General features: G+C 51.0%; 20 protein-coding genes. 7 read left to right on the top strand and 13 right to left on the bottom strand.

What is annotated here, in order from left to right; translation table 11 throughout:
- Nucleotides 1-5: 5 nt before the first annotated feature.
- The 6 genes from C6A40_RS05665 to ygjG form a co-directional block, all read right to left on the bottom strand.
- Nucleotides 6-1,013, bottom strand: coding sequence for a fimbrial protein (locus C6A40_RS05665; RefSeq protein ID WP_008503167.1), 1,008 nt, complete (start codon nt 1,011-1,013; stop codon nt 6-8).
- Nucleotides 1,014-3,641 (bottom strand): fimbrial biogenesis usher protein, encoded by a 2,628-nt coding sequence (locus C6A40_RS05670; RefSeq protein ID WP_045334542.1) that lies wholly within the window; start codon nt 3,639-3,641, stop codon nt 1,014-1,016.
- Nucleotides 3,642-3,718: 77 nt separating this feature from the next.
- Nucleotides 3,719-4,426 carry a fimbria/pilus periplasmic chaperone gene (locus C6A40_RS05675; RefSeq protein ID WP_102063277.1) on the bottom strand — a complete coding sequence of 236 codons (708 nt, stop codon included), beginning with the start codon at nt 4,424-4,426 and terminating at the stop codon, nt 3,719-3,721.
- 45 nt (nt 4,427-4,471) lie between these two features.
- Nucleotides 4,472-5,005: a fimbrial protein gene (locus C6A40_RS05680; RefSeq protein ID WP_021242352.1), complete on the bottom strand. Its 534-nt coding sequence runs from the start codon at nt 5,003-5,005 to the stop codon at nt 4,472-4,474.
- Nucleotides 5,006-5,077: 72 nt separating this feature from the next.
- A complete protein-coding gene (locus C6A40_RS05685; protein WP_045334538.1) occupies nt 5,078-5,620 on the bottom strand; it encodes a fimbrial protein BcfA in 543 nt (180 codons plus the stop codon).
- 511 nt (nt 5,621-6,131) lie between these two features.
- Nucleotides 6,132-7,511 (bottom strand): putrescine aminotransferase, encoded by a 1,380-nt coding sequence (gene ygjG, locus C6A40_RS05690; RefSeq protein WP_008503172.1) that lies wholly within the window; start codon nt 7,509-7,511, stop codon nt 6,132-6,134.
- A gap of 435 nt (nt 7,512-7,946) precedes the next feature.
- Between ygjG and C6A40_RS05695 the strand changes: the two genes are divergently transcribed.
- On the top strand, nt 7,947-9,467 hold the full coding sequence (locus C6A40_RS05695; RefSeq protein ID WP_045334536.1) for a methyl-accepting chemotaxis protein: 1,521 nt from the start codon (nt 7,947-7,949) through the stop codon (nt 9,465-9,467).
- 337 nt (nt 9,468-9,804) lie between these two features.
- The gene (locus C6A40_RS05700) at nt 9,805-11,364 is read left to right on the top strand and encodes a methyl-accepting chemotaxis protein (protein WP_045334533.1); all 1,560 of its coding nucleotides are present in this window, start codon (nt 9,805-9,807) and stop codon (nt 11,362-11,364) included.
- Here the strand turns inward: C6A40_RS05700 and C6A40_RS05705 are convergent.
- A complete protein-coding gene (locus C6A40_RS05705; RefSeq protein WP_045334530.1) occupies nt 11,361-11,855 on the bottom strand; it encodes a PadR family transcriptional regulator in 495 nt (164 codons plus the stop codon). The two genes, C6A40_RS05700 and C6A40_RS05705, sit on opposite strands and share 4 nt — an antisense overlap.
- Nucleotides 11,856-12,002: 147 nt before the next feature.
- Here C6A40_RS05705 and C6A40_RS05710 point away from each other — a divergent pair, with 147 nt between their 5' ends.
- On the top strand, nt 12,003-12,767 hold the full coding sequence (locus C6A40_RS05710) for a siderophore-interacting protein (RefSeq protein ID WP_045334528.1): 765 nt from the start codon (nt 12,003-12,005) through the stop codon (nt 12,765-12,767).
- Here C6A40_RS05710 and C6A40_RS05715 read toward each other — a convergent pair whose 3' ends face one another.
- Together C6A40_RS05715 and C6A40_RS05720 are read right to left on the bottom strand one after the other, a co-directional pair.
- Nucleotides 12,768-13,937: a DNA repair protein gene (locus C6A40_RS05715; RefSeq protein ID WP_032653488.1), complete on the bottom strand. Its 1,170-nt coding sequence runs from the start codon at nt 13,935-13,937 to the stop codon at nt 12,768-12,770. It abuts the gene before it with no gap.
- 389 nt (nt 13,938-14,326) lie between these two features.
- Nucleotides 14,327-14,818, bottom strand: coding sequence for an Hcp family type VI secretion system effector (locus C6A40_RS05720; protein ID WP_045334526.1), 492 nt, complete (start codon nt 14,816-14,818; stop codon nt 14,327-14,329).
- A 299-nt stretch (nt 14,819-15,117) separates the two neighbouring features.
- On the opposite strand from C6A40_RS05720, the gene C6A40_RS05725 reads away from it, so the two are divergent.
- The 4 genes from C6A40_RS05725 (at nt 15,118) to C6A40_RS05740 (ending at nt 17,646) form a co-directional block, all read left to right on the top strand.
- Nucleotides 15,118-15,420 carry a polymorphic toxin type 44 domain-containing protein gene (locus C6A40_RS05725; protein ID WP_223861868.1) on the top strand — a complete coding sequence of 101 codons (303 nt, stop codon included), beginning with the start codon at nt 15,118-15,120 and terminating at the stop codon, nt 15,418-15,420.
- Complete coding sequence (locus C6A40_RS05730; protein ID WP_008503181.1) at nt 15,398-15,871, top strand: hypothetical protein; 474 nt, start codon at nt 15,398-15,400, stop codon at nt 15,869-15,871. The genes C6A40_RS05725 and C6A40_RS05730 overlap by 23 nt, the downstream gene beginning before the upstream one ends.
- 123 nt (nt 15,872-15,994) lie before the next feature.
- Nucleotides 15,995-17,106, top strand: a protein-coding gene (locus tag C6A40_RS05735; protein ID WP_102135197.1) for an IS3 family transposase whose coding sequence is annotated in 2 segments (ribosomal slippage) — nt 15,995-16,256 and nt 16,256-17,106 — 1,113 coding nt in all. Because the reading frame shifts where the segments join, the coding sequence is not laid out codon by codon here.
- Between the two features lie 18 nt (nt 17,107-17,124).
- Complete coding sequence (locus tag C6A40_RS05740) at nt 17,125-17,646, top strand: inovirus Gp2 family protein (RefSeq protein ID WP_071788994.1); 522 nt, start codon at nt 17,125-17,127, stop codon at nt 17,644-17,646.
- 68 nt (nt 17,647-17,714) lie between these two features.
- Here C6A40_RS05740 and C6A40_RS05745 read toward each other — a convergent pair whose 3' ends face one another.
- Genes C6A40_RS05745 through C6A40_RS05760 form a run of 4 tightly spaced genes read right to left on the bottom strand, consistent with a single transcriptional unit; the run spans nt 17,715 to nt 23,961 of the window.
- The gene (locus C6A40_RS05745; protein WP_021242341.1) at nt 17,715-18,362 is read right to left on the bottom strand and encodes a hypothetical protein; all 648 of its coding nucleotides are present in this window, start codon (nt 18,360-18,362) and stop codon (nt 17,715-17,717) included.
- A 15-nt stretch (nt 18,363-18,377) separates the two neighbouring features.
- Nucleotides 18,378-19,133: a PDDEXK-like family protein gene (locus tag C6A40_RS05750; RefSeq protein ID WP_071788993.1), complete on the bottom strand. Its 756-nt coding sequence runs from the start codon at nt 19,131-19,133 to the stop codon at nt 18,378-18,380.
- A 29-nt stretch (nt 19,134-19,162) separates the two neighbouring features.
- The gene (locus tag C6A40_RS05755) at nt 19,163-21,010 is read right to left on the bottom strand and encodes a YaaW family protein (RefSeq protein ID WP_045334522.1); all 1,848 of its coding nucleotides are present in this window, start codon (nt 21,008-21,010) and stop codon (nt 19,163-19,165) included.
- A gap of 35 nt (nt 21,011-21,045) precedes the next feature.
- Nucleotides 21,046-23,961: a type I restriction endonuclease subunit R gene (locus tag C6A40_RS05760; protein ID WP_045334521.1), complete on the bottom strand. Its 2,916-nt coding sequence runs from the start codon at nt 23,959-23,961 to the stop codon at nt 21,046-21,048.
- Nucleotides 23,962-23,965 lie beyond the last annotated feature (4 nt).

A 23,965-nucleotide genomic window follows, 5' to 3' on the forward strand; every position in this document is an offset into this window, starting at 1 on the left:
AATCCTTATGCGAAATCAACGCGTAACAAGGCCAGAGCGGTGAACACGCCCAGTTCCGGGGAATTGCCCGTTGTGCTGATTGGATATGCTTTCAGCGTCACGTTGGCCTTGCCCGCCTCATCAGTCGTAAAAGGTGCGCTACTTGAAAAGACATTCGGTTTCAGTATGTTGTCTTGCTCACTGGTAACCACGACGGCAACATCAGGATTATCCGATGCCAGCGCTTCCGGGTAGCGAGGGTCCGATGTGCCCATAACGCGCAAGGTTAATTGTGCTGGCGAGTTCACGTCAGCATTACATTCAATGGGCACATTGAAGGTTTTGGGCTGAGCGTTGTCCGGCATCTGCCCGGCGCGCGTAAAATCACCGTGATAAAGAGAACCCAGATCCACCGTTACGGTTTGCCCGGCATTAATGACGCAGTTTTGCGGCACGGTAATAACGCCACTGTAGGTAATCTGGTAGACAATATTGGTCAGGCGATCGTTATTCGTCGTGGTGACGTACACATTGAACATCAATTTTGGCGGGATAACCACGGTGCCGATAAAAGGCCTGACAATTTGTAATTTAAAGATCAGGTCATTATCGTTGACCGGGAAAACGCCGCCGGTATCCACTTCATCGTGGCCGCCCATGTGAACGTACTCAATGGGGGGATAAAACTCACCAATGGTTGCGTCATTTATTTTCATGGCGCCAATAATATAATCCGGGTCAAGCTGGAGATATTTCCATTCACCATCCGTTTTGACGACCGGAAAAGGGCTCAAATAGGAGCGATAGGTGCGTTTTTCCCACTCACCCGGTGGACAGGTGGCGTTAACCTGCACATCCTGATTTTTTTCCAGCTCTGTGGAGCCACCTTTAATGTTCTGATTGGTGTTCAGCGTGGTGGTCAAATCATAGTTAACAATCGAGATACCACCGTTAGCATTTTTACAAATATCGGCTATTCCATAAGGTGAGAATGCCAGCCCGACCACATAAAATAAAATCATCCATAATTTCATTTATATACACTCCATTTTCAACCGCAGCAGCGGCTGTTTACTTTCAGGTAATTGATACTTCACGCTACATTGCTTGTCTGACCCTTCACCCCACTGAATTTTCAGCGTTCCCGCCGGGCTCAGGCCAGAGAGATAGACCTCTCCGTCTTCACCCACAATCGTATCGCTGCCATTGTCATCACGTGACACCATGGCACCGAAAGGAACGGGTTTGCCCCGATGGGTTAAGGTCATTAACGCACGCGTACCAGGCCGGGCTTTGAAGGTTGCACGCACAACCGCGCCACGGGTTGGGACCACATTGGTTACGGCATCATCGATATCCATATCGTCAGCCAGTGAGTTGATGTCCAGTGCCATGCGGTTGAGATGATACGAGGATGCGTAGGGAACCACGGCATAGCCTCTCCAGTCGGTATGAATACCCGGCTCGTTCTCGACCTTGACGTTACTCGCGCCCGGAGCGGCAATCAGCACGTTGGTATCACCCAGTGGCTGGCTAAGGGTGATGCCATTCCGGTGAGCTATGACGCCGCCGCTCAAACCGTAGTTCACCTGCTGGTAGTCGCCGTTTCCGCTGTAGTTATAGCCCACGTTCGCATTGCCATAGGCGCTATCGTATTCAAGGCTGCTGGAGCCTTGTGATTTTGTCCCCTGGCTTGAATACCCTTCCTGAACGCTGTAGCTCAGGTTGTTATCCTCAAGCAATGTGCCGTTGATCCCGGCATTTTGCGAGGTTTCACCCTTTTTGTCGGTGCTGATGTTGTAGGTGGCATAAGCATAGTTATGCTTCTGGCTGACATCGTTTTGTGGACGCAGCCACAGGCTCAATGGCAGCGACAAATTCAGCGCGTAAATCTCGTCGCTTTTCGACATGCCCGGTGATTTGTTGTAGTTGTAGGACAGGCTGTAGGACACATCTTTAATGGTCCCGCTAAAGCCTACCTGGAGTAGCGTATTTTTTTCATCGGTATGCCAGTAGGTCTGTTGGCTGCCCGTGACAAAGAGCGAACCAGCATGACCAAGCTGCTGAGAGATGTTGAACTGAACCTTTCCTCGCTTGGTGTAGTACAGATTGTAATAATCCATCCAGGGATTTTGCTGTTCGGTATCGTTGTCCTCGTGGTCACCCGTGTAGCCGCGCATTTGCTTATAGGCTGTTTCATCCAGGGAATAGAATCCCGAGGTCGAGTACCGGTAGCCCAGCAGCTGAAAGTTAGTGCCGAGGCCGTTAAGGGATTTTGCATACAGAAAACGGATCGATTGCCCTGAATGCGTGCTGTCATCCGCCAGCGTGCTCTTCGCGTGAGTCACATCCGCAGAGATAGCGCCCAGTTCACCCATATTCAGGCCGGTGCCGAATGCCAGCGAGTGGTAATTGTTGGTTATCTGCGATCCGCTATACAGCGTGAAGCCATGCGAAAGCCCCCAGATTAGGGACCCCTGAACGAAATTAACCTCGTCCTGTTGATCGCTGCTGCTGCGGTATTCGGCCGCTGTTAATGCGTACTTTACGCGGCCTTCACGCTGGAGTACGGGGACGGTGGAATAAGGCACGGAATAGCTGTTGATGCTACCGTCAGATTCTTTTACCTCAACACTGAGGTCACCGCTTGAGGACGTGGGAAACAGGTCGCTAATCGCAAATGCACCCGGTGGAACATAGCTTTGATAAATGGTGTAGCCATTTTGCTTAATGGTTACCTGAGCATTGCTTTTTGCTATACCACGGATCGTGGGCGCGAAACCCTTCAGGCTATCGGGCAGCATATTGTCATCAGAGGCGATTTGCGCACCGCGAAAAGGGAGGCTGTCAAACACGTCTGATGGGGTGTAGCTGTCACCCAGCGTCAGTCTTCCTTTCAGCGGAATGACCGCGCGTTCAACATAGGTATTAATGTGCTGCCAGTTGTCGCTGCGTGAGTCATCGCTGTTGTGATAATTCCAGCTTGAGTAATCCCTTAACCGCCACGGGCCAAGGTTCAACCCGCTGTTAAGCCCGAGGAAATAGCTTTTACTGGTTGAGTTGCTCTCCCCCCGATCGCGGCTACGAGAGCCGGTGAAGTTATAATTCAGCAGGAGGGCATTAATGCCTTCATCCCATTGTTCAGGCGGAATATATCCGCGTGCGCTATTCCTCAGGGCGGCTTGCGGGATACTGATATCCAGCCGCTGATGCTCAAAATCAAAGGTGGTTGATGAGGCGGGAATGATTGACGCAATATCAATACAGCTGTCCGTTTTTTCCGCCGTCAGCGCAGGAAACGCCTGAAGGTTAACGCCCAGGTTTTCCAGCGCTTTTGCTGATAAACAGGCGGTCAGACCGGTATCATCCGCCTGCGGTTGTGCCGTCGACGCCGTATTTCTTGCCGTAAAGGTGATATCGCGAGTCGCCACAAACGCCCCGTTAAGCCAGAGATCGACACGATAAACGCCTGGTGCCTGGCCATTGGTGGAAAACCGCGACAGGTCAGCAACGGCAGAGGGATCGCTAGACAAAAATGCCGGGTTGAAAAAATATTCTGCACTTGCATCTGATGGCGATAGCAATCCTGCTATCGCCATCGCCACTGGCGTAAGGGATGTTAAAGAAAATGTGCTAAAAATCAGTGAAGTATTACGTTTCATCTCTTTTCCCTGCAGTAAATGCTAAGTACTTCCTTCCTTGAAGACAAAATGCAGGTCTGCTATTTCATTTCAGGTTGTTAATGGGAACAAATCTGCGTAGGGGTATTTGCGCCGAAATCATTCACTGTCTGGAATTTCACACTGCCGGAACCGCCGCCGGGGATATCCACCGTCAGCGTGTTTTTAGGTGCGACCATTGAATTGGGAAGACGGGCTCCCCCAACAAAGAACTGCACCAACGATACGTAATACGGTGATGGATTCGTTATGATGACTTTTCCATTTTCTGTCCGACACGTCAGCGTTTTGGGCGCATCCACGGAAAGGGATGTTAATTTCTTAGGGCGAATGAATAACTTAATCACACTCTGTGTTGCTATTTGCAGCGTATTGCCCTGAAGCTTATTTTTATCGACAGACGGAATAGCCTTGCTGTTCAGATAGAAAACAGTTTCGCGATCGGCAGGAAGGTCGGGGCCGATATACATAATACGCAGCGTGTTCTCTTTCTTAGGGTGGATAACAAACAACGGTGGCGTAAGGATAAAGTCTGGTGACTTGATACCCTCAACGTTGGCTACCCATGATTGTATTAAGAACGTATTGTCTGCCGACGAATTGATCACCGGTAATGAAACCTGTTTATCCCCCTGCGGATAAATGACGCGGGTAGCCCCTAAAGCAATTCCACCTGCAGAGGCATTCGTTGCCAGACCCATTGTCAGCAGCAACGTACCAGCCATCATCAGGCGAGACAAAGACGTAGGTGATGTGTTCATTTGCATTGTTCCCTCAATTCTCATGACGAGGCACTCGGGCCTCTGAGTGTTTTACTGGTAGACGACGTTAAACCATACCTGGGCGTCGGCCGTACCAGCCTGAACGTGCGGTTGTGTGGAGCGGTATTTCGCCATAAAACGCAGAACATTGGCGCCGTTCTGCAAGGGGGCGTACCAGGGCGGGGCTGTATCCGGAATAAGTAGATGGCCGGTTGCGTCAAATATTCCCACACCAATCCCCTGCGCTGCGCCTGCGCCATAACCTGCGCGAAAAATTTGCGGGTCTTTTGCATCGGACTCGCCGCTGAACAGTACGCCCGCACGTTGACTGACGCTGGTATCGCAGTCTTCTAGCGTTATCTGAAAGGCTGTCGGTGCTGCCCAATCGCCCGTTGCGGCAAATTCGTTATTGCGTATTTGGCCCATACGCACAATCTGGTCCTGACTTTCTGCACTGACGGAACAGCCGGTGTTGACGACTTGCCCCTGAAAATGCACGCTTCCGTCGTCAATTGCCGAGGCGGGCAGTGCAACGCACAGCAATACGCTGAAAAACAGCACTGATTGCCTGGTGACCTGTCGCATAGTGACTCCGTTTCGATGGATCGGCAAAACACCCCCGAATCAGATTCCGAGGGTGTTACTGCTGCTAACGAATCAGGAGTAAACCATCTGGAATGTTGCAGTCGAGGATACGTTACCCGGCGTGGCCGCACCGGTAGCGATGTAGTCAACGCTCAGCGGGATGGTGTTCTCGCCATTGATCAGCTTCACGTTGGAGGAGGTATCACCGATATTGAGTACGTTACCATCCGGTCCGAACAGTTGCAGTGCGACGTTAGTTGCTGAGCCAGCTCCCGCTGTGTTAGCCAGTGAACCTGCCAGTGCTGCGTCTTGCTGACCGTTGAAAATCACAGCGGCGTTCTGGCTTACCGTGGTGTCACAATCTTCCAGAACGATTTTGAAATCTTCTTTCTGGTTCGCCTGCATTCCTTTTGTCGTCAATTTCACAGTACGAACCTGGCTCAGCGTTACAGTCTGATCTACGGAGTCAGCTGCGACCGAACATGCAGCATTAACAACCTGGCCAACGAAGTTAACCGTACCGCCAGAAACCGTGACGGTGTCTGCCTGTGCGTTCATCGCTACGCCACTTACCATTGCCGTTGCAATGACCATTGCTAAAATGTGCTTTTTCATACAAATCCTTTTAAATAAACATCTTTCTGTCAAATTGAAATTGAGTAAAAGCTATATGCTTTCACAGCGTGAACTTGAATAACGTTTAACAAGTTCCGTTATTTAGAATATGCATTTCGCATAATGGACGGGCTTATTGAAAAGCTCTTTTCATCATGTTTATGATGTTCCGCGGCAGGTATTCTAGGAGTCGTGAAATATTATTTCAATGTATGGTGGTATAATATGCCGTTAGTTTTTTTTAGGTATAATATTAGAATTAATTAATATTTTTAAATGATGTAAGTAGTGGTGTTTTTACCGGATTTTAACAATGGGCGGCCTGTTTGCGGTCAAATAGATAAAGGTGGTGTATGGATATCGGTTTGGTTGCAAAAAAAATCATGTAAGAGAAAAGGAACTTTATAATTTTAAAAGTATAAATGTATGTCTGAAATATAATACTTTTATTTCAATTTGTAATATTTATACCAGAAAAATGAAATCCCCCTCGGTTAAGAGGGGGGATTAATCAGATCTCTTCTACGCGCACTCTGAGTGCTGCCAGCGCTTTACGTGCCGCTTTTAGCACCTGCTCACACTGCTCAATGGTCAGCGTAAGCGGCGGTTCAATACGAATGGTTTTTGCGTTATTAAGCGTCCCGGCCACCAGCACACGCTGCCTGAACATCTCGCTCGCGAAGCTGTAGCCGATTTCGTTATCAACGAACTCAATCGCCATCAGCATCCCTTTGCCGCGCGCCTCCTGCACAAGGTCAGGGTATTCCCGGCCCAGCTGGCGGAAGCCGTCCAGCAGCATGTCGCCTTTTTGCTCCGCCTGCGCAGGCAGGTTTTGCTCCAGCAGCACGTTGATGGTCGCCAGCGCCGCCGCACAGGCCAGCGGGTTACCGCCAAAGGTGGTGGTATGCAGGAACGGATTGTCGAACAGCACCGAGAAAACTTCTTCGGTGGCGACCGTCGCGCCAATCGGCATCACGCCGCCGCCGAGCGCTTTCGCCAGGCACAGAATGTCCGGCTGCACGTTTTCATGCTCGCAGGCGAACATCTTGCCGGTACGCCCCATGCCGGTCTGGACTTCGTCGAGGATCAGCAGCGCGCCAAACTCGTCGCACAGCTGACGCACGGCAGGCAGATAACCCTGCGGAGGGAGGATGACGCCGCCTTCACCCTGAATGGGCTCCAGGATCACCGCCGCCACGTCATCGCCGGTTTTACGGCATTCGCTCAGCACGGTGCGCATGGCGTTAATGTCGCCGAACGGCACGTGGCGGAAGCCCGGCAGCAGCGGCATAAACGGTTTACGGAAAGTGGATTTCGCGGTCGCCGACAGTGCGCCGAGAGATTTACCGTGGAACGCGCCGCTGGTGGCGATAAAGGTGAATTTCCCGCGCGGCGACTGGTACGCTTTGGCGAGCTTAATCGCCGCTTCGACCGATTCTGTGCCGCTGTTGCTGAAGAAGCTGTATTTCAGTTTGCCGGGCGTTAAGGCCGCCAGCGTTTTCGCGAGCATGGCGCGAAGCGGGTCGAGCAGTTCCTGGCTATGGAGAGGTTGTTTCGCAAGTTGATTCTGTACGGCGGAAACCACAACTGGATTACGGTGCCCCACGTTGAAAATTCCAAAACCTCCCAGGCAATCGATAAACTCCTGTCCCTGGGTGTCGACAAGCGTGTTGAGACTTCCCGCTTGCCACTCTACGGCTCCGTAATCCCCGCCGGCGGTAACAGATTTGCGATACTCCAGAAACCCTGGATTGACGTGCTCTTTAAAGTAATCGATGACCTCACGGTTAAGTTGTTTCATCTCCTCATGATCAAGCGTTCGCTTCTCAATGAGATTCAGTGCGTGCGCGGTACAGGCAAGAGCCGAGGCGCTGGAAGGTAACCTGTTCAAAATGTGCTCCCGGGGATCGCGTATCACATGATACTGGTTTAAGTATTGCAGGGATTACGCCACTTCAGAGGCCTTAACGAAAATCGGGATAAACGCCAGGTTAAAATAATGTTGCACAATATTTAATCATGCCGAAAGAAGCCAAACGGGATTTAGCGGTACGGGGCAGCAAGTATAAAGAAAGGGGGAAGAGCGTCGCTGCACTAAAGAGGTGCATACGCTGCAACTTAAGCGGGCATTAACAGGTCATGCTTTGTCGGTAATTTCTCTACGAAAGTATTTGAAATCAATGAATTAAAATATCGTACAAAAAGTATGGTTTAAGTCAAATCTGCGATCTTCATCAAGTTTAACAACTAAAGATAAATTGTTTACCGCCGAAAAAACATTGACCCACAAAATTAACATTCAAATAACCTGCAAGGGATGCTCACGATGTCCTCTCCAACCTATGTCACCCAGAATGAATATCCTCTGGACGATGACACCACCTTAATGTCTACCACAGACGTCCACAGCTACATCACCCACGCCAACGACACCTTTGTTCAGGTGAGCGGCTATCAGCTCGATGAGCTGACGGGCCAGCCGCACAATATGGTGCGCCATCCCGATATGCCAAAAGCTGCGTTTGCCGATATGTGGTACACGCTGCAGCAGGGCGAGCCGTGGAGCGGGATTGTCAAAAACCGGCGCAAAAACGGTGACCACTACTGGGTGCGTGCTAACGCGGTGCCGATGGTGCGTCGCGGGCAGGTGACGGGCTATATGTCGATTCGCACCAGAGCCACAGCGGAAGAGATCGCCGCCGTGGAGCCGCTCTACCGGGCGCTGAACGACGGGCGCTGTAAAAAACGTATTCACAAAGGGCTGGTGGTGGGAAAGGGCTGGCTGGGTAAACTCCCGGCCATGCCGCTGCGCTGGCGCGTGCGCAGCGTGATGGCGGTGCTCTTTGCCGGACTCGCCGCCACGCTGGCCGCCACCTCCGCAGGCTGGTTACCGCTTACCGCCGCTGCGGTGGTGATGCTGATGGGAACGCTGCTGTTTGAGCAACAGATTGTCCGCCCGATAGAGAATGTGGCGCGACAGGCGCTGAAGGTCGCCACCGGCGAGCGCAACAGCGTGCAGCATCTTAACCGCAGCGATGAGCTGGGCCTGACGCTGCGCGCGGTAGGACAGCTTGGCCTGATGTGCCGCTGGTTGATCAATGACGTGTCGAGCCAGGTGGTGAGCGTCCGTGACGGCAGCGACAGGCTGGCGCAGGGGAATGACGATTTGAACGATCGGACCCGTCAGACCGTCGCGAACGTGCAGCAGACCGTCGCGACAATGAACCAGATGGCCGCGTCCGTGCAGAGTAACTCCGAGACCGCCGCCGAGGTGGACAAACTCTCCGTGGCCGCCAGCAGCGCGGCAACGAAAGGGGGCAACGCGATGCAGACCGTCGTTAAAACGATGGATGACATTGCCGACAGCACGCAGCGCATTGGCTCGATCACCTCCCTGATTAACGATATCGCGTTCCAGACCAATATTCTGGCGCTGAACGCGGCAGTTGAAGCGGCAAGGGCAGGGGAGCAGGGTAAAGGGTTTGCCGTGGTCGCGGGCGAAGTCCGTCATCTCGCCAGCCGCAGCGCCAGTGCCGCTAACGATATTCGTAAACTCATTGATGCCAGCGCCAGCAAGGTGCAGTCCGGCTCTGAGCAGGTTCACGCCGCGGGCCGTACGATGGATGATATCGTTGTGCAGGTGAAAAACGTGACCCAGCTTATCGCCCAGATCAGCCACGCGACCTCCGAGCAGGCAACCGGCTTATCAGAGCTAACCCGTGCGGTAGCTGAACTCGACAGCATCACGCAGAAAAACGCCGATCTGGTCGAGGAGAGCGCGCACATTTCGGCCATGGTGAAGCACCGCGCCGGACGCCTTAAGGATGCGGTGACCGTGCTCCATTGAGTCAGTCATGTTCCAAAAAAGCCGTTTATACCGTAGGGAATAAACGGCTTTTTATTTTTCTGATTGTGACTATTAATGGGGTTTATTGTTAATTTAATATTAAATAACTAAAGAAAGTGCGTCAGTTATTTATTCCTGCCTAAGTCAGTTCTTCAGAATGCTATTTCGAAAATACCCCGTTTGGCGGTCTGGTAACGATCGATGAAGCCATATTAATAGCCTGCACCTATGTATTGTGAGGGTTATGAAATAAAAAAACGATCAAACTCATAAAGTTAGCCAATCCGTTACCGATAACAGCGATCGTCTGAGAAATAATCACATCGATGGAGAAAATATGTTCTTTCATGACGTAAAGATCGGCACGAAATTATTTCTGGCGTTTGGGTTCTTTATTGTCCTGATGGCGATCAGCGCAAGTGTGTCTTTGCTGAGCCTGAACCGGGCAAATAATGGGATGCAGTCCATTGTTACCCATGACTATCCGACCACGGTAAAAGCGAACCAGTTAATTGATAACTTCCAGGAATTTATTAGCACTCAACAGCTGATGCTGCTGGACGAGCAGGGTACCTACACGGGGCAATCTCAGCAGCGCCTGAAAGAGATCAGCGAGCATATCACGGTGATCCTGGGCGAGCTGAACAACGCCTTGCAGGATCAACAGTCTCAGCAGGTGCTGGCGGATATCCGCAGCGTGCGCCAGCAGTACCTGGATTCACGCTACCGCATTCTGCAGGCGGTGCAGAACAACAACCGTGCGGGCGCCATACAGGAAATGATGACTACCACCCTCGCCGTACAGCAGGCTTATAAAGCGAAGGTGAAGGAGCTGATCGCCATTCAGAACAGCGAAATGCAGCGTGCGGGCACGCAGGTGGAAGGGGATTTCAGGTCTAACCGTCTGCTGCTGATCCTCCTCACGCTCTTTAGCGTTGGGGCAGGCAGCCTGATTGGCTGGTTTATCGTGCGCGCCATCACCCGCCCGCTCGGTGAGGCGGTGAATTTTGCAAAGGCCATTGCAGAGGGCGATCTGACGGGCAGCATTACGCCACACGGCAAAGACGAAACGGGCCTGCTGCTGCATGCCCTGATGGAGATGAAGACGCGTCTGCTGGACATTGTGCAGCAGGTGCAGACCGGCTCGGAGAATATCTCCAGCGCTGCCGCGCAGATTGTCGCCGGGAACCAGGATCTGGCCGCACGCACGGAAGAGCAGGCCAGCTCCGTTGAACAGACTGCCGCCTCGATGGAGCAGATCACCGCCACGGTGAAAAATACCGCCTCGCATACCGGTGAAGCGACCAACCTTTCTGCCGATGCCGCCACGGTGGTCAAAAACAACGGTGAGATGATGAAGCAGGTGACCAGCAAAATGCGCCTGATTAACGAGACCTCCAACCGGATGTCCGACATTATCGACCTGATCGATGCTATTGCGTTCCAGACCAATATTCTGGCGCTGAACGCGGCGGTGGAAGCGGCGCGCGCCGGTGAGCACGGCCGCGGCTTTGCGGTAGTGGCCGGAGAGGTGCGCCAGCTTGCCCAGAAGAGCGCGTCGTCTGCCAGCGAAATCCGCGAGCTGATTGAGAGCTCCACCAGCCAGACCCAGGACGGGATGAACCTGGTCGAAAAAGCGAGTGGGCTGATTAACGGCATGGTTGGCAACGTGGAGGAGATGGATGCGATCCTGCGCGAGATCCGTCAGGCCAGCCATGAGCAGACGGAGGGGATCTCGCAGATCAACAGCGCGATTGGCCTGATTGATGCCACTACCCAGCAAAACTCCGCGCTGGTGGAGGAATCCGTCGCGGCGGCGGCATCGCTTAACGAACAGGCGATGCACCTGAAAGAGCTGGTACGCGTCTTCCGCGTGAGCGAGCACGCACCGGCTTAATCCAGCTGGGAGATCTCCAGCGCCGCGCGGTCGATTACGCCGATAATCTGCTTAAGCTGCGCGTCGCTGAGCTCTCCCTGATTCACCTTCAGGTCTAATACCGCCTTGAAGTTATCCAGCGCCCGCTTCATCTGCGGGTTTTTGCGTAGCTGAAAGCTGACGCTGCGCGCTTTGATACGCACCTGGATCTGTTCCAGCTGTTCCCGATTTTCGTCCAGCCAGCGTTGTCCTTCAGCGGTAATCGCAATGCGCTTACGCCCGTTCTCTTCTTCTGTAATGGTGATAAAAGCCTGATCCTGCAAATAATCCAGGGTTGGATAGATGACGCCCGGGCTCGGGGTGTAGTTCCCCTGGGTCAGGTTCTCGATCTCTTTAATCAGCTCATAGCCGTGGCTCGCGTTGCGGGTCAGGATATCCAGAATCACCAGCCGCAAATCGCCGTGGCCGAAAAAGCGCGGCCGACGTCCGCCGCCCTCGTGTTCGTGTCGCATAGTATTCCCTTTGTTTTGATATATCTAAACTATATCTAAGATATATTCAGATGCAATCTAAAAGATCTTGCATTTTTCCTTATTAGTAATCATTATCATTTGAAAATTGATTTAGATATATCGTATTCACCAGAAAAGGGTCTAAAAATGGCATCTACTCGTTATCCACAGCGTGTTCGTAATGACCTGCGTTTTCGCGAGCTGACGGTGCTCCGCGTTGAGCGCGTCAGCGCGGGTTTTCAGCGCATTGTGCTAGGCGGCGAGGCGCTGGAGGGCTTTAGCTCCCGCGGTTTCGACGACCATACCAAAGTCTTTTTCCCGGCACCCGGGACAACGTTTACGCCGCCGGTGGTCACCGATGAAGGCATCGACTGGGGTGACGGCGTGCGTCCGCAGGCGCGCGACTATACGCCGCTCTATGATGAGGTCCGTCATGAGCTGATGCTCGATTTCTTCATTCATGACGGCGGCATTGCCAGCAGCTGGGCGGTTGAGGCGAAAGCGGGAGACAAGCTGACCATTGGCGGCCCGCGCGGTTCGCTGGTGGTGCCGGAGGATTACGCCTGGCAGCTTTACGTGTGCGATGAATCCGGCATGCCCGCGCTGCGCCGACGCTTAGAGAGCATTGCTCAACTGCCGGTTCGCCCGGACATACACGCGGTCGTGACGGTTGGGGATGAATCGTACCAGGACTATCTGGCGGACCTGAGCGCGTTCAATATCACGTGGGTGGTGGGCCACAGCGAGCAGGCAGTCGCTGACCATCTGGCGGCGCTGACCGTTCCGGAGGACGATTACTTTATCTGGCTGACCGGGGAAGGGAAGGTGGTGAAACGCCTGAGCCGTCAGTTTGAAACCGACGCGATTGACCCACAGCTGGTGCGTGCCAGCGCATACTGGCACGCCAAATAATCAGGCTGCCGAATCCAGCTGCGCTTCGCTCACCTGATGTTCGAGCGAGGCGCGGACCTCGTGCAGCGCTTTCTCCTGCTGAGCAAAGTACGCTTCCATATTGCTCAGCGAGGAGACCAGCAGCCAGGACTCCTCTTTCTCCAGCTCCGCCAGCTCGTTCACTAAAATGTCGATTTGCTCGCGAACCTGCGCCATTTTTTTGCGGATACGTTCCAGATCGTTCAGCCTGTCGCTTGCCATCAATGGTTCGAAGCCCTGCTGCAGGCGGGCCACCAGCGAACGAATGGCTTTCACATCGCCGCGCTGCTTCGCCTGGTTAAGCTGTACCATCATGCTGTTGGCTTCTTCTTTCAGATCGTCCGCCACCAGATCCGGGTGGCAGAGCTTGCTCGCCTGCCGCCAGAGACGCTTGAGTTCGTTCTGGTCCTCTTGTGAAAGATGCTTACCTTTGCGCAGCCGCACTTCGGCATCGTGATGCTGTTCGCGATACTTCTCGTACTCTTCGTTGGCCTCGTCGCGAGCCTGACGCGCAGGCTCCTCCTCGCGCGTTAAGCCGCTCTCCAGCTCCAGCGCTTCGGCCAGCAGGTTGGCAATCAGATTGCTTTGCTGCTCCAGATGCTTACGCGCCTCAGCGGCCTGGACGGAGTCGGCCGGGAGATCGCGCCAGCGCTGGGTGAGCGTCGCCAGCACCTCTACCGCCTGCGCCATATAGTGCTGGCAGCGACGGTAATCCTCCTCGCGACGACGCGCTTCCGCCTGCTGACGACGCAGGTTCAGCTCCGCCAGCGTTTTACGCAGGGCGAGGATCTGCTGCATCAGCGGCCCCAGGCGGGAGAAATAGAGATCGTTGAACTCATCAAGCTGCTGCACCCGCGCGTTGCGGCGGTCAATCAGATCGCGCAGACGCTCTTCCAGCGCCTTCAGCTCCAGCTTGCTGGCCGCCACCTGCGGATCGCGCCACGGCGTCACGGCGCGCTGGCCCTGCAGCCAGGCGGTAATGGCCGCCATGGCCGCGGTGTAGTTCTTCTCCTCAAGCGCCACGACGATTGCCTGTAGATCATCGTCAAACGCTTCATTTTTCAGGCGTGTCAGCTGGCTCTGGATGATGTCGTCATCTTCCAGCTCAATGGCATTTTTAATGATTTCTAGCCGTTTGATCGGTGTGCTCATGATGCCTTTCGCTTTGGCGCTTAAGTATTTGAGTTAAGGTTAGTTGTTGTAAAAGCTACAGGAAATAATACACACGGATGATGATCGGCGCGATGGGGGATTTCTTTAGTTTTTAGGGTTTGTGAGGGTGAGCGGCAGGCCGGACTATGTGTGATTGATTCCGTATGTGCTTGAATAGGGTGCAGCAAAAATCAGAGGCGGTAACTGCCAGAGAATGCTTAACAGCATTAAGCATGATTAAAATACCCCAAACGTGTAAGAAGTGCGGAGAGCCGGCACCGGGTGATCGCGCGAGGTATTGCCATCGAGGGAGGCTACGTGCTGGCAAACCCAAGGTGCGAAAGAATTGGCACTAAAAACAATATAGGGCGGATTAACCGCCCTTTTTTTTACGCTGTTACACGCTCGTTCCACGCGTCTGAATATTGGACGTTCCCATCGCAATACTTCCAGGTGATCCGCTCATAGCGCAGCTGTACGCCCTCATTATGATTATGCATCTGTAAACCTGGCTCTTTGCAGTTATGCATAACGGGGTTAATGCTGACTATCCGGACGTTTTCCAACAGCATGTTGAAATACTCTACCTCTTGCCCCGCATCGTTGATTTTATACCACTTAATTTCCGCGCTTTTCAGCGTCTGCCCGGTAGCTACGGCCTTATAAAGATATGGGCTGGAGCTATCAAACTCCTTTTCTATTACGAGCGGCGCATGTAAGCGTGTACCGGTGATTTTGCCCGTGTTGTTATCGGTAGGAACTAACAGGCCGTGACTAAAAGAAAGCACCTCAATGCTTCCCTCGCGGTTTTGAACATCCACAGATCCATAAATCGCGTTGCCGCCATCGTCTCTAAGCCACAGGTAAGCAGGAATAGCCATTTTTAAAACTCCATTTTATGTAAAGAGAATAAACCCTCATTAACGGCTAAAAACCGATCGCAGGTGATACAAATTGTGTTATAGATTCGTGTTATTTAATCGGGTTACTTATTGATGTTGCAAATAAAATTAATAGATTGATCTCAAACAGTATCGCGCCGTGCTGTTGCTCTTATGTTGCTGGTTTTGCCAGGCAAAAGGGAATAACGATGGCATGTATACCGATTTATCCGCCCCGCGGGCTGGAGATATTGCGCGAACACATCAGGCTTGCGCGGGCGCGTCACGGAGTTCAGGACATGGCCACCCCGCTTACGTATACGTGGTTTTATGAGCGAGTAAGGAACGGTGGGACGTGGGATTACAAACAACAAAAACGGGCTTACGCTGACTTCGGAAATTTTCATTACGGCGCTGTGGGTTATGCAGCGTGCATCCCTGAAAAGATTTTGCTTATTGCCGCTGGCGCAGCGCAGTGGAAGGCCGGCACATCAAGGCCGGAATGGGGCAATTTTACGGGGGCCCCGCCGTTTGGTGATGATCCGATGGACCAATTTTGGATAAAGCAAGGCATAGACTATGTTAAGCAGCACCACTATTAAGGCGTTTAAGGCGTTGCATTGGGTGGCTACATTCACCATGGCTATCGTGATTGCGGGATACTGTTATTTTCAGCATATCCAGCGCTTAACGGTGAGTGACAAACTTTATGAGGTTCGCCAACTTACGCCCCGTACGTGGTTATATATAACTGAATATGACGGCTCGAACATGACCACAGGGGAAGTATATCGTTATTTTTTAGCAAGCAAGATTGACGGCGATCCGCTGGCGGCTCTCGAAAAACAACATATTGCCCCAACGCTTACAGCGAACACCGCCCGTGCGAAAGTTGACGGCATAGGCAACAATATCTCATTTACTGTTTATGGCACCGTGTACAGCTTTACAACGTCCGCATTTTTTTATGATGCTGAGGGAATAGCTGCCGCGCCGTCAATCGACTTAACGGCCCGTGGCGAGGGCTGGGGCAAGGGGAAATTTAGTCGATAGATAATTATTTATTTAAAAATCCCCTGCGGTCGTGTCAATGACCCTGTAAGCATCCCGGTAAAGCGGACCATTCACATTTAGAGATCTTCCGGCATACTGATTATGTTCCTGGAGGAGATCGCCATGCGCAAAGCTCGATTCACCGAACACCAGATCATTGCCGTTCTGAAGTCCGTCGAAGCCGGACGCACCGTCAAAGATGTCTGCCGCGAAGCTGGAATTTCTGAGGCCTCGCACTACAACTGGAAAGCGAAGTTCGGCGGTATGGAAGCCTCTGATATCAAAAAGATGAAAGACCTCGAAGATGAAAACCGCCGGCTGAAACAGATGTTTGCGGACCTGAGTCTCGAGTGCCGCGCACTGAAAGACGTTATTGAAAAAAAGCTTTAAAACCAGCGATAAAGCGTGAGCTGGTCAGCTATCTGACCGCGCAGTTTGCCATGAGCTTACGTCAGGCATGCAGGATATTATCGCTGAGCAGGACGGTATTTTGTTATCAGCCGGATACGCGACGTGATGAGCCGGTCATTATGGCGCTGAGCGTGGCGGCTGAACGCTATCCGCGATACGGATTCAAAAAGCTTTTTCAGGTGCTGCGCAGGAAGGGTAACAGCTGGAACCATAAGCGCGTTCACCGGATTTACTGCCTGCTGAAACTGAATTTTCGCCGTAAGGGAAAACAGCGCCTGCCGGTGCGCAATCCGGCTCCGCTGGCGACGCCAGAGGCGATGAACCAGAGCTGGTCCATCGATTTTATGCACGATGCGCTGGTGTGCGGCAGACGCTTCCGGACCTTCGACGTGGTGGATGATTTTAACCGCGAAGCACTGGCGATCGAAATTGACCTGAATATCCCGGCGCAGCGGGTCGTGAGAGTGCTGGACAGGATCGTGTCAAACCGCGGATATCCGCTGAAGATGCGGATGGATAACGGTCCGGAACTGGTCTCGCTGACGCTGGCACAATGGGCAGAAGAGCATGGTGTGATGCTGGAGTTTATCAGTCCCGGCAAGCCAACACAGAATGCCTTTATCGAACGGTTCAACCGGACATACAGAACAGAAATACTGGATTTTTATCTGTTCAGAACACTGAATGAAGCACGGGAAATTACAGAGCGCTGGCTGGCTGAATATAACGGCGAGCGCCCCCACGAATCTCTGAATAACCTGACACCGGAAGAGTACCTGCTGATGGCTGAAACCCCGGAAATCTCAAAAAGTGCGTGGAACTAAAACGGGTGTGCTTACACTATGGCATTAAGAGCGGATCTTCATTACCCACCTATTTTAGATAATGGTGATACAGTATGCTGTTTTCCTAACCTTGAACCCGGTGCAATATCACGATTTCTGGATTCGATGAAAGCGATTATGGAAGCACATGAACATCGCAGAAAGTTTGCTGGGATCAGAGTCAACAAGAACGTTGTACGTAATGTCTGGGCAAGAGAATATTCAAAGAGTGGAAAATGCCATTTCCATATTTGCTTATTTTTTAACAAAGATGCTTATTACCATCTGGGGCATCTTAAGCATAGTGGTACACTTAGCAACCAGATAGTCAGAGCTTGGTACAGTGCTCTCGGACTAGAGATTGAAGATTGTCGTGATCTTGTTCATTTTCCCGATAAAGGTAAATACATACTGGACATAAACAATCCTGATTTTGACGTCACATACAATCAGTTGCTTGAACGACTGGATTACTTGACCAAGCTCGATACGAAGGTATTTGGTGAGGGGGATAGAAGTTTCGGGTGTAGTCGGGGATAATTTTTACTGCAACGGCCTTTCTTGTGCGAGAAAGGCCAAATCAAACCATATAACGTTAATTATTTAAATTATTCACTTACTGCATTCTGCGCTTCGGACAAAAATATAGCATCCAAAATTTTTGTAGATTGTAGTAGCTTGTCAAGAGCTGTATGCAATGGAAAAAATACTTCATGTTCCACTGGAAACTCACCATGCTCTTTCCAGCACTCAGTGAGTAAATTAGGTTTAATCGTGACAGGTAGGAAATAGTTACCTTTCCCTTGTTCCAATAGCCCTAGTGTCTGCAGTTGCTCACGATAGGATTGCTGAATATTACTCGCATAATTAGCAATTTTTTTGACTCCACCAAAATATCCAGCATTCAATTTAAACTCAAAACCAAACTGCCCCTGCTCGGTTCCCGTACCTGTCAGGACGGCTAAAATATAATCATTCCCTTCAGTAACAGTCGAACTATTTTCAAACCAATATTTGCAGTTAACGCCTTCAATGACCCAGGCTGGATGGGCTAGCCAGCAATAATCCTGATGTTCATAATTTGCTTTACCTACCCAGCTGTTGTCTTTCATAAATCGTTCAACACACTGATCAAAGCTTTTCCAGAAGGCAGGGCTTAAATGCTGTTCAAAATAAACAACAGCTTCGTTAAACATCTTTAGCTGCGAAAGAATCAGTATACCGGCCTGACGTTCCGCATCGCTGTGTAGATTCATGTCTAATCCCTTAAATTAAAATGTACGAACTCGATTAAGAAAGCAAAATGCGGCATGGGCAGCCATTTGGCGTGAAGGCGAGTTTTCATTGGCAGAAATGAATTCTTTGTAACGTTGTTGCAACGAAGACTCTAAAGCTGTAGCGAGATGTTGCCAGGAAATACAGGGAACATCCTCTGGTTTGAAATCTAAGCCACAGGTCAGCGGTTTTCCGCCACGAGGCGTTAAAAAGATAACGGCCCAAGGACGTGACATTGCGCGCAATTTAGCATCAGAACAGTATCGGGCGACTTGTTCTGGCTGTTCATACGCATCAATTTTCACCTCTATAAGCAGGAAAAAATTATCCGCATTGATTTCTACATCAACACGATTGGTATTATCGCCAGTAGGATTAGTTTCAACCCGCACCCGACAATAGTGAAGGTAATCTTCAGGGATATCATTTCTGCTGTGTCGTATTGCCTGCAGGAATGCCTGTAAAGGTAGTCTCCCGAAACCATGAGTCCCCTCAGGATCAAGAAGCCAGGCAAGAACAGCTGTGTTACGAACTTCTTTACGCCCAAGGCCTGCTACTTCCCAGGGATCAAAAGATAAAGATCGATGCTGAACAACTTTCAGTGGTTCAGAAAGAAGGCTGAAGAATTCAGTTAGCTGAGATGCATCAATATTTGTTTTTTTATCTTTTTCTCTGGCCCACTCCAGGTTTTTTGGCCATTGGTGAAAAAATTCCGGTAGCAACTCAACCAGTGACGAATTGTCATGTTCCATTAGATGCCCACTCAAAAAAAACGAATTGTTCATATTAGCGGCAAATCAAAACACTTCACCGGTTTCCCGTCCTGCATTTCTACCAGTAATCGTGCAGATTGCGGTTGCTCAGCCAACAATCCTTGTTGGAATTTCCCGAACGACGAATGTGCCTCTTTAATAGCCATCTTTTGCTGCATTAACGTCGTTGTCGTCCATTTCCGCAGTAATACTTTATTGGCATTGATAGTATTGCTCTGTTCCGTCAGTGCACTGATACCTTGTATCCGCTGGTGAAGCTGGCGCTCAACTTTGTCAACAACGCTTTCAAACTCCTGATAGTTATAAACAATGGTTTGTTGGCGGTGCCTGACGAGTGTTGTGTTACCTTCCGCATGAGTCAAAAGGTGTAACGCTTGCGCACGAACCTTCATTGCCAGGTCCCATTCATGGATTCGCTCATCAAGGATCTTTTGTTGGGTCTGGATCTTATTCGTAATTTCCGAACTGCCAAAGAGCCCACGGTCTTTAAGTGCTGACACTTTGTCACCAGCAGCAGTAATATCAGTCAATAAGTGTGCCTGCAGGGCGGAAAACTGGACTTCAATATCCTCCAATTTTTGACGTATTGCGGGTGAGCATTGCCCCTCCAGGACTGTGGGGGTAATTTGCTGCAGATACTGTATGGCTCCAATGATCTCTGACTTACGTGCATTGTTCTGGAATGCAGAAACCTCACGCACCGCCTCAACAATTTCCGTCAATTTTTTACTGATATCAGCCAGGTGCTTTTGCGCTAGCACGGCAGAAGCAACATTCAACAACATTCCGGCGTTAACAAGCTGGCTGAGTTTGTCAGGGTTCAGCAGAACGGCATGTTCTTTGATGCCTTTTTCTCCCAGGCTAAATCCACGGAAACCAGAGCCATCTTTTACACTCGCCAGAGGACCATTGATAATTACCTCCATATATTGATGGCTGGCAACATGTGCAGAGGTCGCCAGCGAGGGTAATGTTTGCAACAGCGGGCTCAGCCGTGAAATACCGGTTACATCCTGCTCCTGCATCGCACCGGTGTTGATACTTTCCGAAGGTGGAATTGTCGCAACCGTAAGCGCAGGTTGGTTAATATCATGCCCAAAACCCCAGCGTTGATCGTATGTGAGAGCAGGCAGCGTGGCAGGTGATGGCTCGGTGGCAAGCCGGAACTGGCGGGAGTTTTTTAAGCGAATCCAGGCAATTTGCACCACGCAAGGCAGTGTCACTCGAAACGCAGGGTTTGAGATGTCATAGGCGGTATAAAGACCCGTAATAGCCAGGCCAACCGGCCCGGTTAATACGCCCAAAACGCGCCCGATGCCAAGCCCTGCAATTAAAGGCAGTACTTTGCCTGCGGTCGTTTGTGCAAGACTATTGGCAACGAGTGCCGCTCTCTGCCAGACAGGAATATCCATACTGGCAGAGCCGTTTATGCCCATCTCACGCAGAATCTGGCGGCGCTCATCATCCGACATTTTTTTCCATGACGAGGTAAATACACAGTCAATAATCAGCGCTTCTTTTTCTTCTACCGATGCATCAGCCGGGACTTTCATCTTCAGATGGCTGGCAACGTCATCTACAATTTCGCTGTAGTTGACGCCGTTGCGACGAAACAGATTCACGAACGTATTACCACCGAAATGCTGCAACTCCCGAACAAGCAGACGGAGGGTTTCTTCATCAGGTATATCCTGGCGTTTGGCATCCTGTAATACATTCTTCACACTGTCTGACATGGAAAAACCAAGCTTACCGGTGTTTGTGACATAATCGATCAGCAGATCTATATCGCCTTTGTCTGCGTTCAACAGCAGTTGAACCAACGCGTCATCACCCTGGATATCTATCTCACTCATGAAAATACCTCTGCTATGTTCGTCACTAAAATCTATTAAAACCCGCGCATACCATTGATAAACGTTTCAATCACATTGCGCACACGGTCGTAGACACGTGCCCGCACGTTCTTGCGTTCCAGAATCTTTGGCGTCCAGGTTAGCGTTTCTGCCACTTCATCCTCTCGCGGCATCACGTCGGTAAAGAGGTAGTTATCCAGTAAGCCGGTCAGTTTGATCGAATCGAGTCGCTCTTCGCTACACAAGGCTGCCAGCGCCTTACCTTTTTCCTGTTCGACATAAGCTTCAAACACCTGAGTGATATCTTCGTCATGCGAGGCATGCAGTAGGCTTTTTTCAATAAAGTTATCGATAAGCTCACGTTTACTGCGCAGCGTGACGTCGCTGTCGACAATATCCATGATCTTTTTCTTCTGCTCCTGCTGCTCTTTTGGCGGCATCGCCTGTATGCCTGCCAGCAGACGCAGAATGTAGCCAACGTTAATTTCGTCGCGATGAATCAGCGAGACTTCAAAATCCACGTCTTCAAGAATCGAGACTTTCTCTTTACTGGAGTGCTTTTTCACCTTGTCGTGAATATCGAGGTACTTACTGGTGAAATCTGCCAGCGTCTGGTCCGACAGCGGTTTCGCCGCATCGTTAAAATCGGCAAAGCTTTCGAGGATGTTTTTCAAACGCATCACATCACGGAATGCCGTTACAAACGCCAGTTGCGCGTCTTCATCAGGTAAATCGTCCACGCTTTCTACCGTTGGCGTCAGTGTTAACAAACGATCTACAGCGTCCTGATAATCACCGAAGTACTCGTCAAAGGGTTTGACCAGCACCGTAGAAGAAGCTTCTCTATTCGAGAACAAGGCAATCGCATCGTCGGTCGCTTTCTTCAGATTACGGAAGCAGACGATATTCCCGTGACTTTTCTTCTCGTTGAGAATGCGGTTGGTGCGGGAAAATGCCTGCACCAGGCCGTGAAAACGCAGGTTTTTATCGACGTACAGCGTGTTCAGCGCCGGGCTGTCGAAGCCGGTGAGGAACATATTCACCACCAGAAGAATATCGATGCCTTTCTCTTTGGTGCGCTGAGCGATATTTTTGTAGTAATCGTAAAAGCTCTTTGAATCATTGGCCGAGTAGCTGGTGCCATACAGCTCGTTATAATCCTCGATAAAGCTATCCAGATGATCGCGACTCGAGGTGTCAACTTTCGCCCCCTGCGGCAGGCTAATATCCTCTTCATCCAGCAGGCCATTTATCGCCTCTTTATCACTTTTGTCCGCTTCATTGGCGGCATAGGTGAAGATGGTGGCAATCTTTAACGGCTTGTAATTGGCATCCGCCGCTTGCAGTGCGGCCTGCTTTTCTTTAAAGAGTTTATAGTAGGTGATCAGCATATCGACTGACCCGACGCAGAACATCGCGGTGAACTCACGATTGCGGGTCTTGGCGTTATGGTGGGCAAGGATGTAGTCGGTTACTTTGCCCAACCGGATGCCGCTTTCCATCACCTCTTTGGTGTCGATATCCTCCACATCGATATCGATCTCATTGCTGCTCTCTTTGCGCTTGTAAGTACCGACATACTCCACGGCAAAGCGCAGAACGTTCTCATCCCGGATGGCGTCGACAATGACGTATTTATGCAGGCATCCGTCAAACAGCAGCTCGGTGGTCTGTTTGACACCGTTGGTGATATTGACGTTATCGGCAAAGATTGGCGTCCCGGTAAAACCAAATAGCTGAGCATTCTCGAAGAAATTCACGATCGCTTTATGCGTATCACCAAACTGGCTCCGGTGGCATTCATCAAAGATAAAGACAATGCGCTCTTTGCGCAGGTGTGCGAGCTGCGCTTTATACCCTTCATGGGTGATGGCGTTATTCAGCTTCTGAATGGTGGTCAGGGTCAGTTTGGTGCTGCTTTGCTTGAGATGTTTTATCAGCGTACCGGTGTTGTTGGTGGTGTCCACGCTGTCTTTCGCAAAGCCGTTGAATTCTTTCGCCGTCTGATAATCCAGATCCCGGCGATCGACCACAAAAATGACCCGATCCACTTCTGGCATTTCCATGATCACCTGACTGGCTTTGAACGAGGTCAGCGTTTTACCGGAGCCGGTGGTGTGCCAGATATAGCCGTTCTCCGGCCGTCCCTGCTTGTGGAGATTTTCCTTCACATGACGGATCATCGCCTCACAGGCGTAAAACTGATAGGGGCGCATCACCATCAGGCACTTACGGGTTTCGTTTAGCACCGTGTAGTGGGTGATCATTTTGGCGATGTGGCACACTTTCAGAAATGCGTCTGTGAATTTCTCCAGCGCTTTAAGCGGATTATTCTTTTCATCGGTCCAGAAGAAGGTCTGCTCGAAATGGCTGGCGCGGTTGTTAGCGTAGTATTTGGTGTCCACGCCGTTGCTGATAATAAAGATCTGCACATACTGGAACAGGCCGCTGCCGACCCAGAACGCATCCCGATGGTAACGATCGATCTGGTTAAAGGCCTCTTTCAGTCCCAGGCCGCGACGCTTAAGCTCGATCTGCACCAGCGGCAGGCCATTGATCAGCAGCGTGACGTCGAAGCGGGTTTTGCGCGTATTTTGCTCGGCATTGAACTGCTTCACCTGGCTCGTCACCTGAAACTCGTTCTGGCACCACTCCTCTTTATTAATAAAGCTGAGCCACTTCTCAGTGCCGTCATCGCGCAATAACTGGTAGCGATCGCGCAGGATCTTAGCGCGATCGATGACTTCATTGCCTTTGGTTAGATGCAAGAAAATACGGTTAAATTCGCTGTCCGTTAATGGGGCAGATTCCAGTCGGTTATGGATTTCAATCTGCTTTCGCAGATTGGCTTTCATACTGGTTTCGTCGGTGACATTCACCCGTTCGTAGTGCATGCCTACCAGCTGTTCCACCAACTGTGTTTCTAACTCGTATTCGCTTTGCGTTGCCATCAGT

Origin of the sequence: Enterobacter sp. GER_MD16_1505_Eko_090, assembly GCF_003331015.1 — a bacterium.
GTDB classification, from domain to species: domain Bacteria; phylum Pseudomonadota; class Gammaproteobacteria; order Enterobacterales; family Enterobacteriaceae; genus Enterobacter; species Enterobacter roggenkampii.

Bases quoted from the DNA above. Each gene is read 5' to 3' on its own strand.
- C6A40_RS05665 (WP_008503167.1), bottom strand. From the start codon at position 1,013: ATGAAATTATGGATGATTTTATTTTATGTGGTCGGGCTGGCATTCTCA.
- C6A40_RS05670 (WP_045334542.1), bottom strand. From the start codon at position 3,641: ATGAAACGTAATACTTCACTGATTTTTAGCACATTTTCTTTAACATCC.
- C6A40_RS05675 (WP_102063277.1), bottom strand. From the start codon at position 4,426: ATGCAAATGAACACATCACCTACGTCTTTGTCTCGCCTGATGATGGCT.
- C6A40_RS05680 (WP_021242352.1), bottom strand. From the start codon at position 5,005: ATGCGACAGGTCACCAGGCAATCAGTGCTGTTTTTCAGCGTATTGCTG.
- C6A40_RS05685 (WP_045334538.1), bottom strand. From the start codon at position 5,620: ATGAAAAAGCACATTTTAGCAATGGTCATTGCAACGGCAATGGTAAGT.
- C6A40_RS05695 (WP_045334536.1), top strand. From the start codon at position 7,947: ATGTCCTCTCCAACCTATGTCACCCAGAATGAATATCCTCTGGACGAT.
- C6A40_RS05700 (WP_045334533.1), top strand. From the start codon at position 9,805: ATGTTCTTTCATGACGTAAAGATCGGCACGAAATTATTTCTGGCGTTT.
- C6A40_RS05705 (WP_045334530.1), bottom strand. From the start codon at position 11,855: ATGCGACACGAACACGAGGGCGGCGGACGTCGGCCGCGCTTTTTCGGC.
- C6A40_RS05710 (WP_045334528.1), top strand. From the start codon at position 12,003: ATGGCATCTACTCGTTATCCACAGCGTGTTCGTAATGACCTGCGTTTT.
- C6A40_RS05715 (WP_032653488.1), bottom strand. From the start codon at position 13,937: ATGAGCACACCGATCAAACGGCTAGAAATCATTAAAAATGCCATTGAG.
- C6A40_RS05720 (WP_045334526.1), bottom strand. From the start codon at position 14,818: ATGGCTATTCCTGCTTACCTGTGGCTTAGAGACGATGGCGGCAACGCG.
- C6A40_RS05725 (WP_223861868.1), top strand. From the start codon at position 15,118: ATGGCCACCCCGCTTACGTATACGTGGTTTTATGAGCGAGTAAGGAAC.
- C6A40_RS05730 (WP_008503181.1), top strand. From the start codon at position 15,398: ATGTTAAGCAGCACCACTATTAAGGCGTTTAAGGCGTTGCATTGGGTG.
- C6A40_RS05740 (WP_071788994.1), top strand. From the start codon at position 17,125: ATGGCATTAAGAGCGGATCTTCATTACCCACCTATTTTAGATAATGGT.
- C6A40_RS05745 (WP_021242341.1), bottom strand. From the start codon at position 18,362: ATGAATCTACACAGCGATGCGGAACGTCAGGCCGGTATACTGATTCTT.
- C6A40_RS05750 (WP_071788993.1), bottom strand. From the start codon at position 19,133: ATGGAACATGACAATTCGTCACTGGTTGAGTTGCTACCGGAATTTTTT.
- C6A40_RS05755 (WP_045334522.1), bottom strand. From the start codon at position 21,010: ATGAGTGAGATAGATATCCAGGGTGATGACGCGTTGGTTCAACTGCTG.
- C6A40_RS05760 (WP_045334521.1), bottom strand. From the start codon at position 23,961: ATGGCAACGCAAAGCGAATACGAGTTAGAAACACAGTTGGTGGAACAG.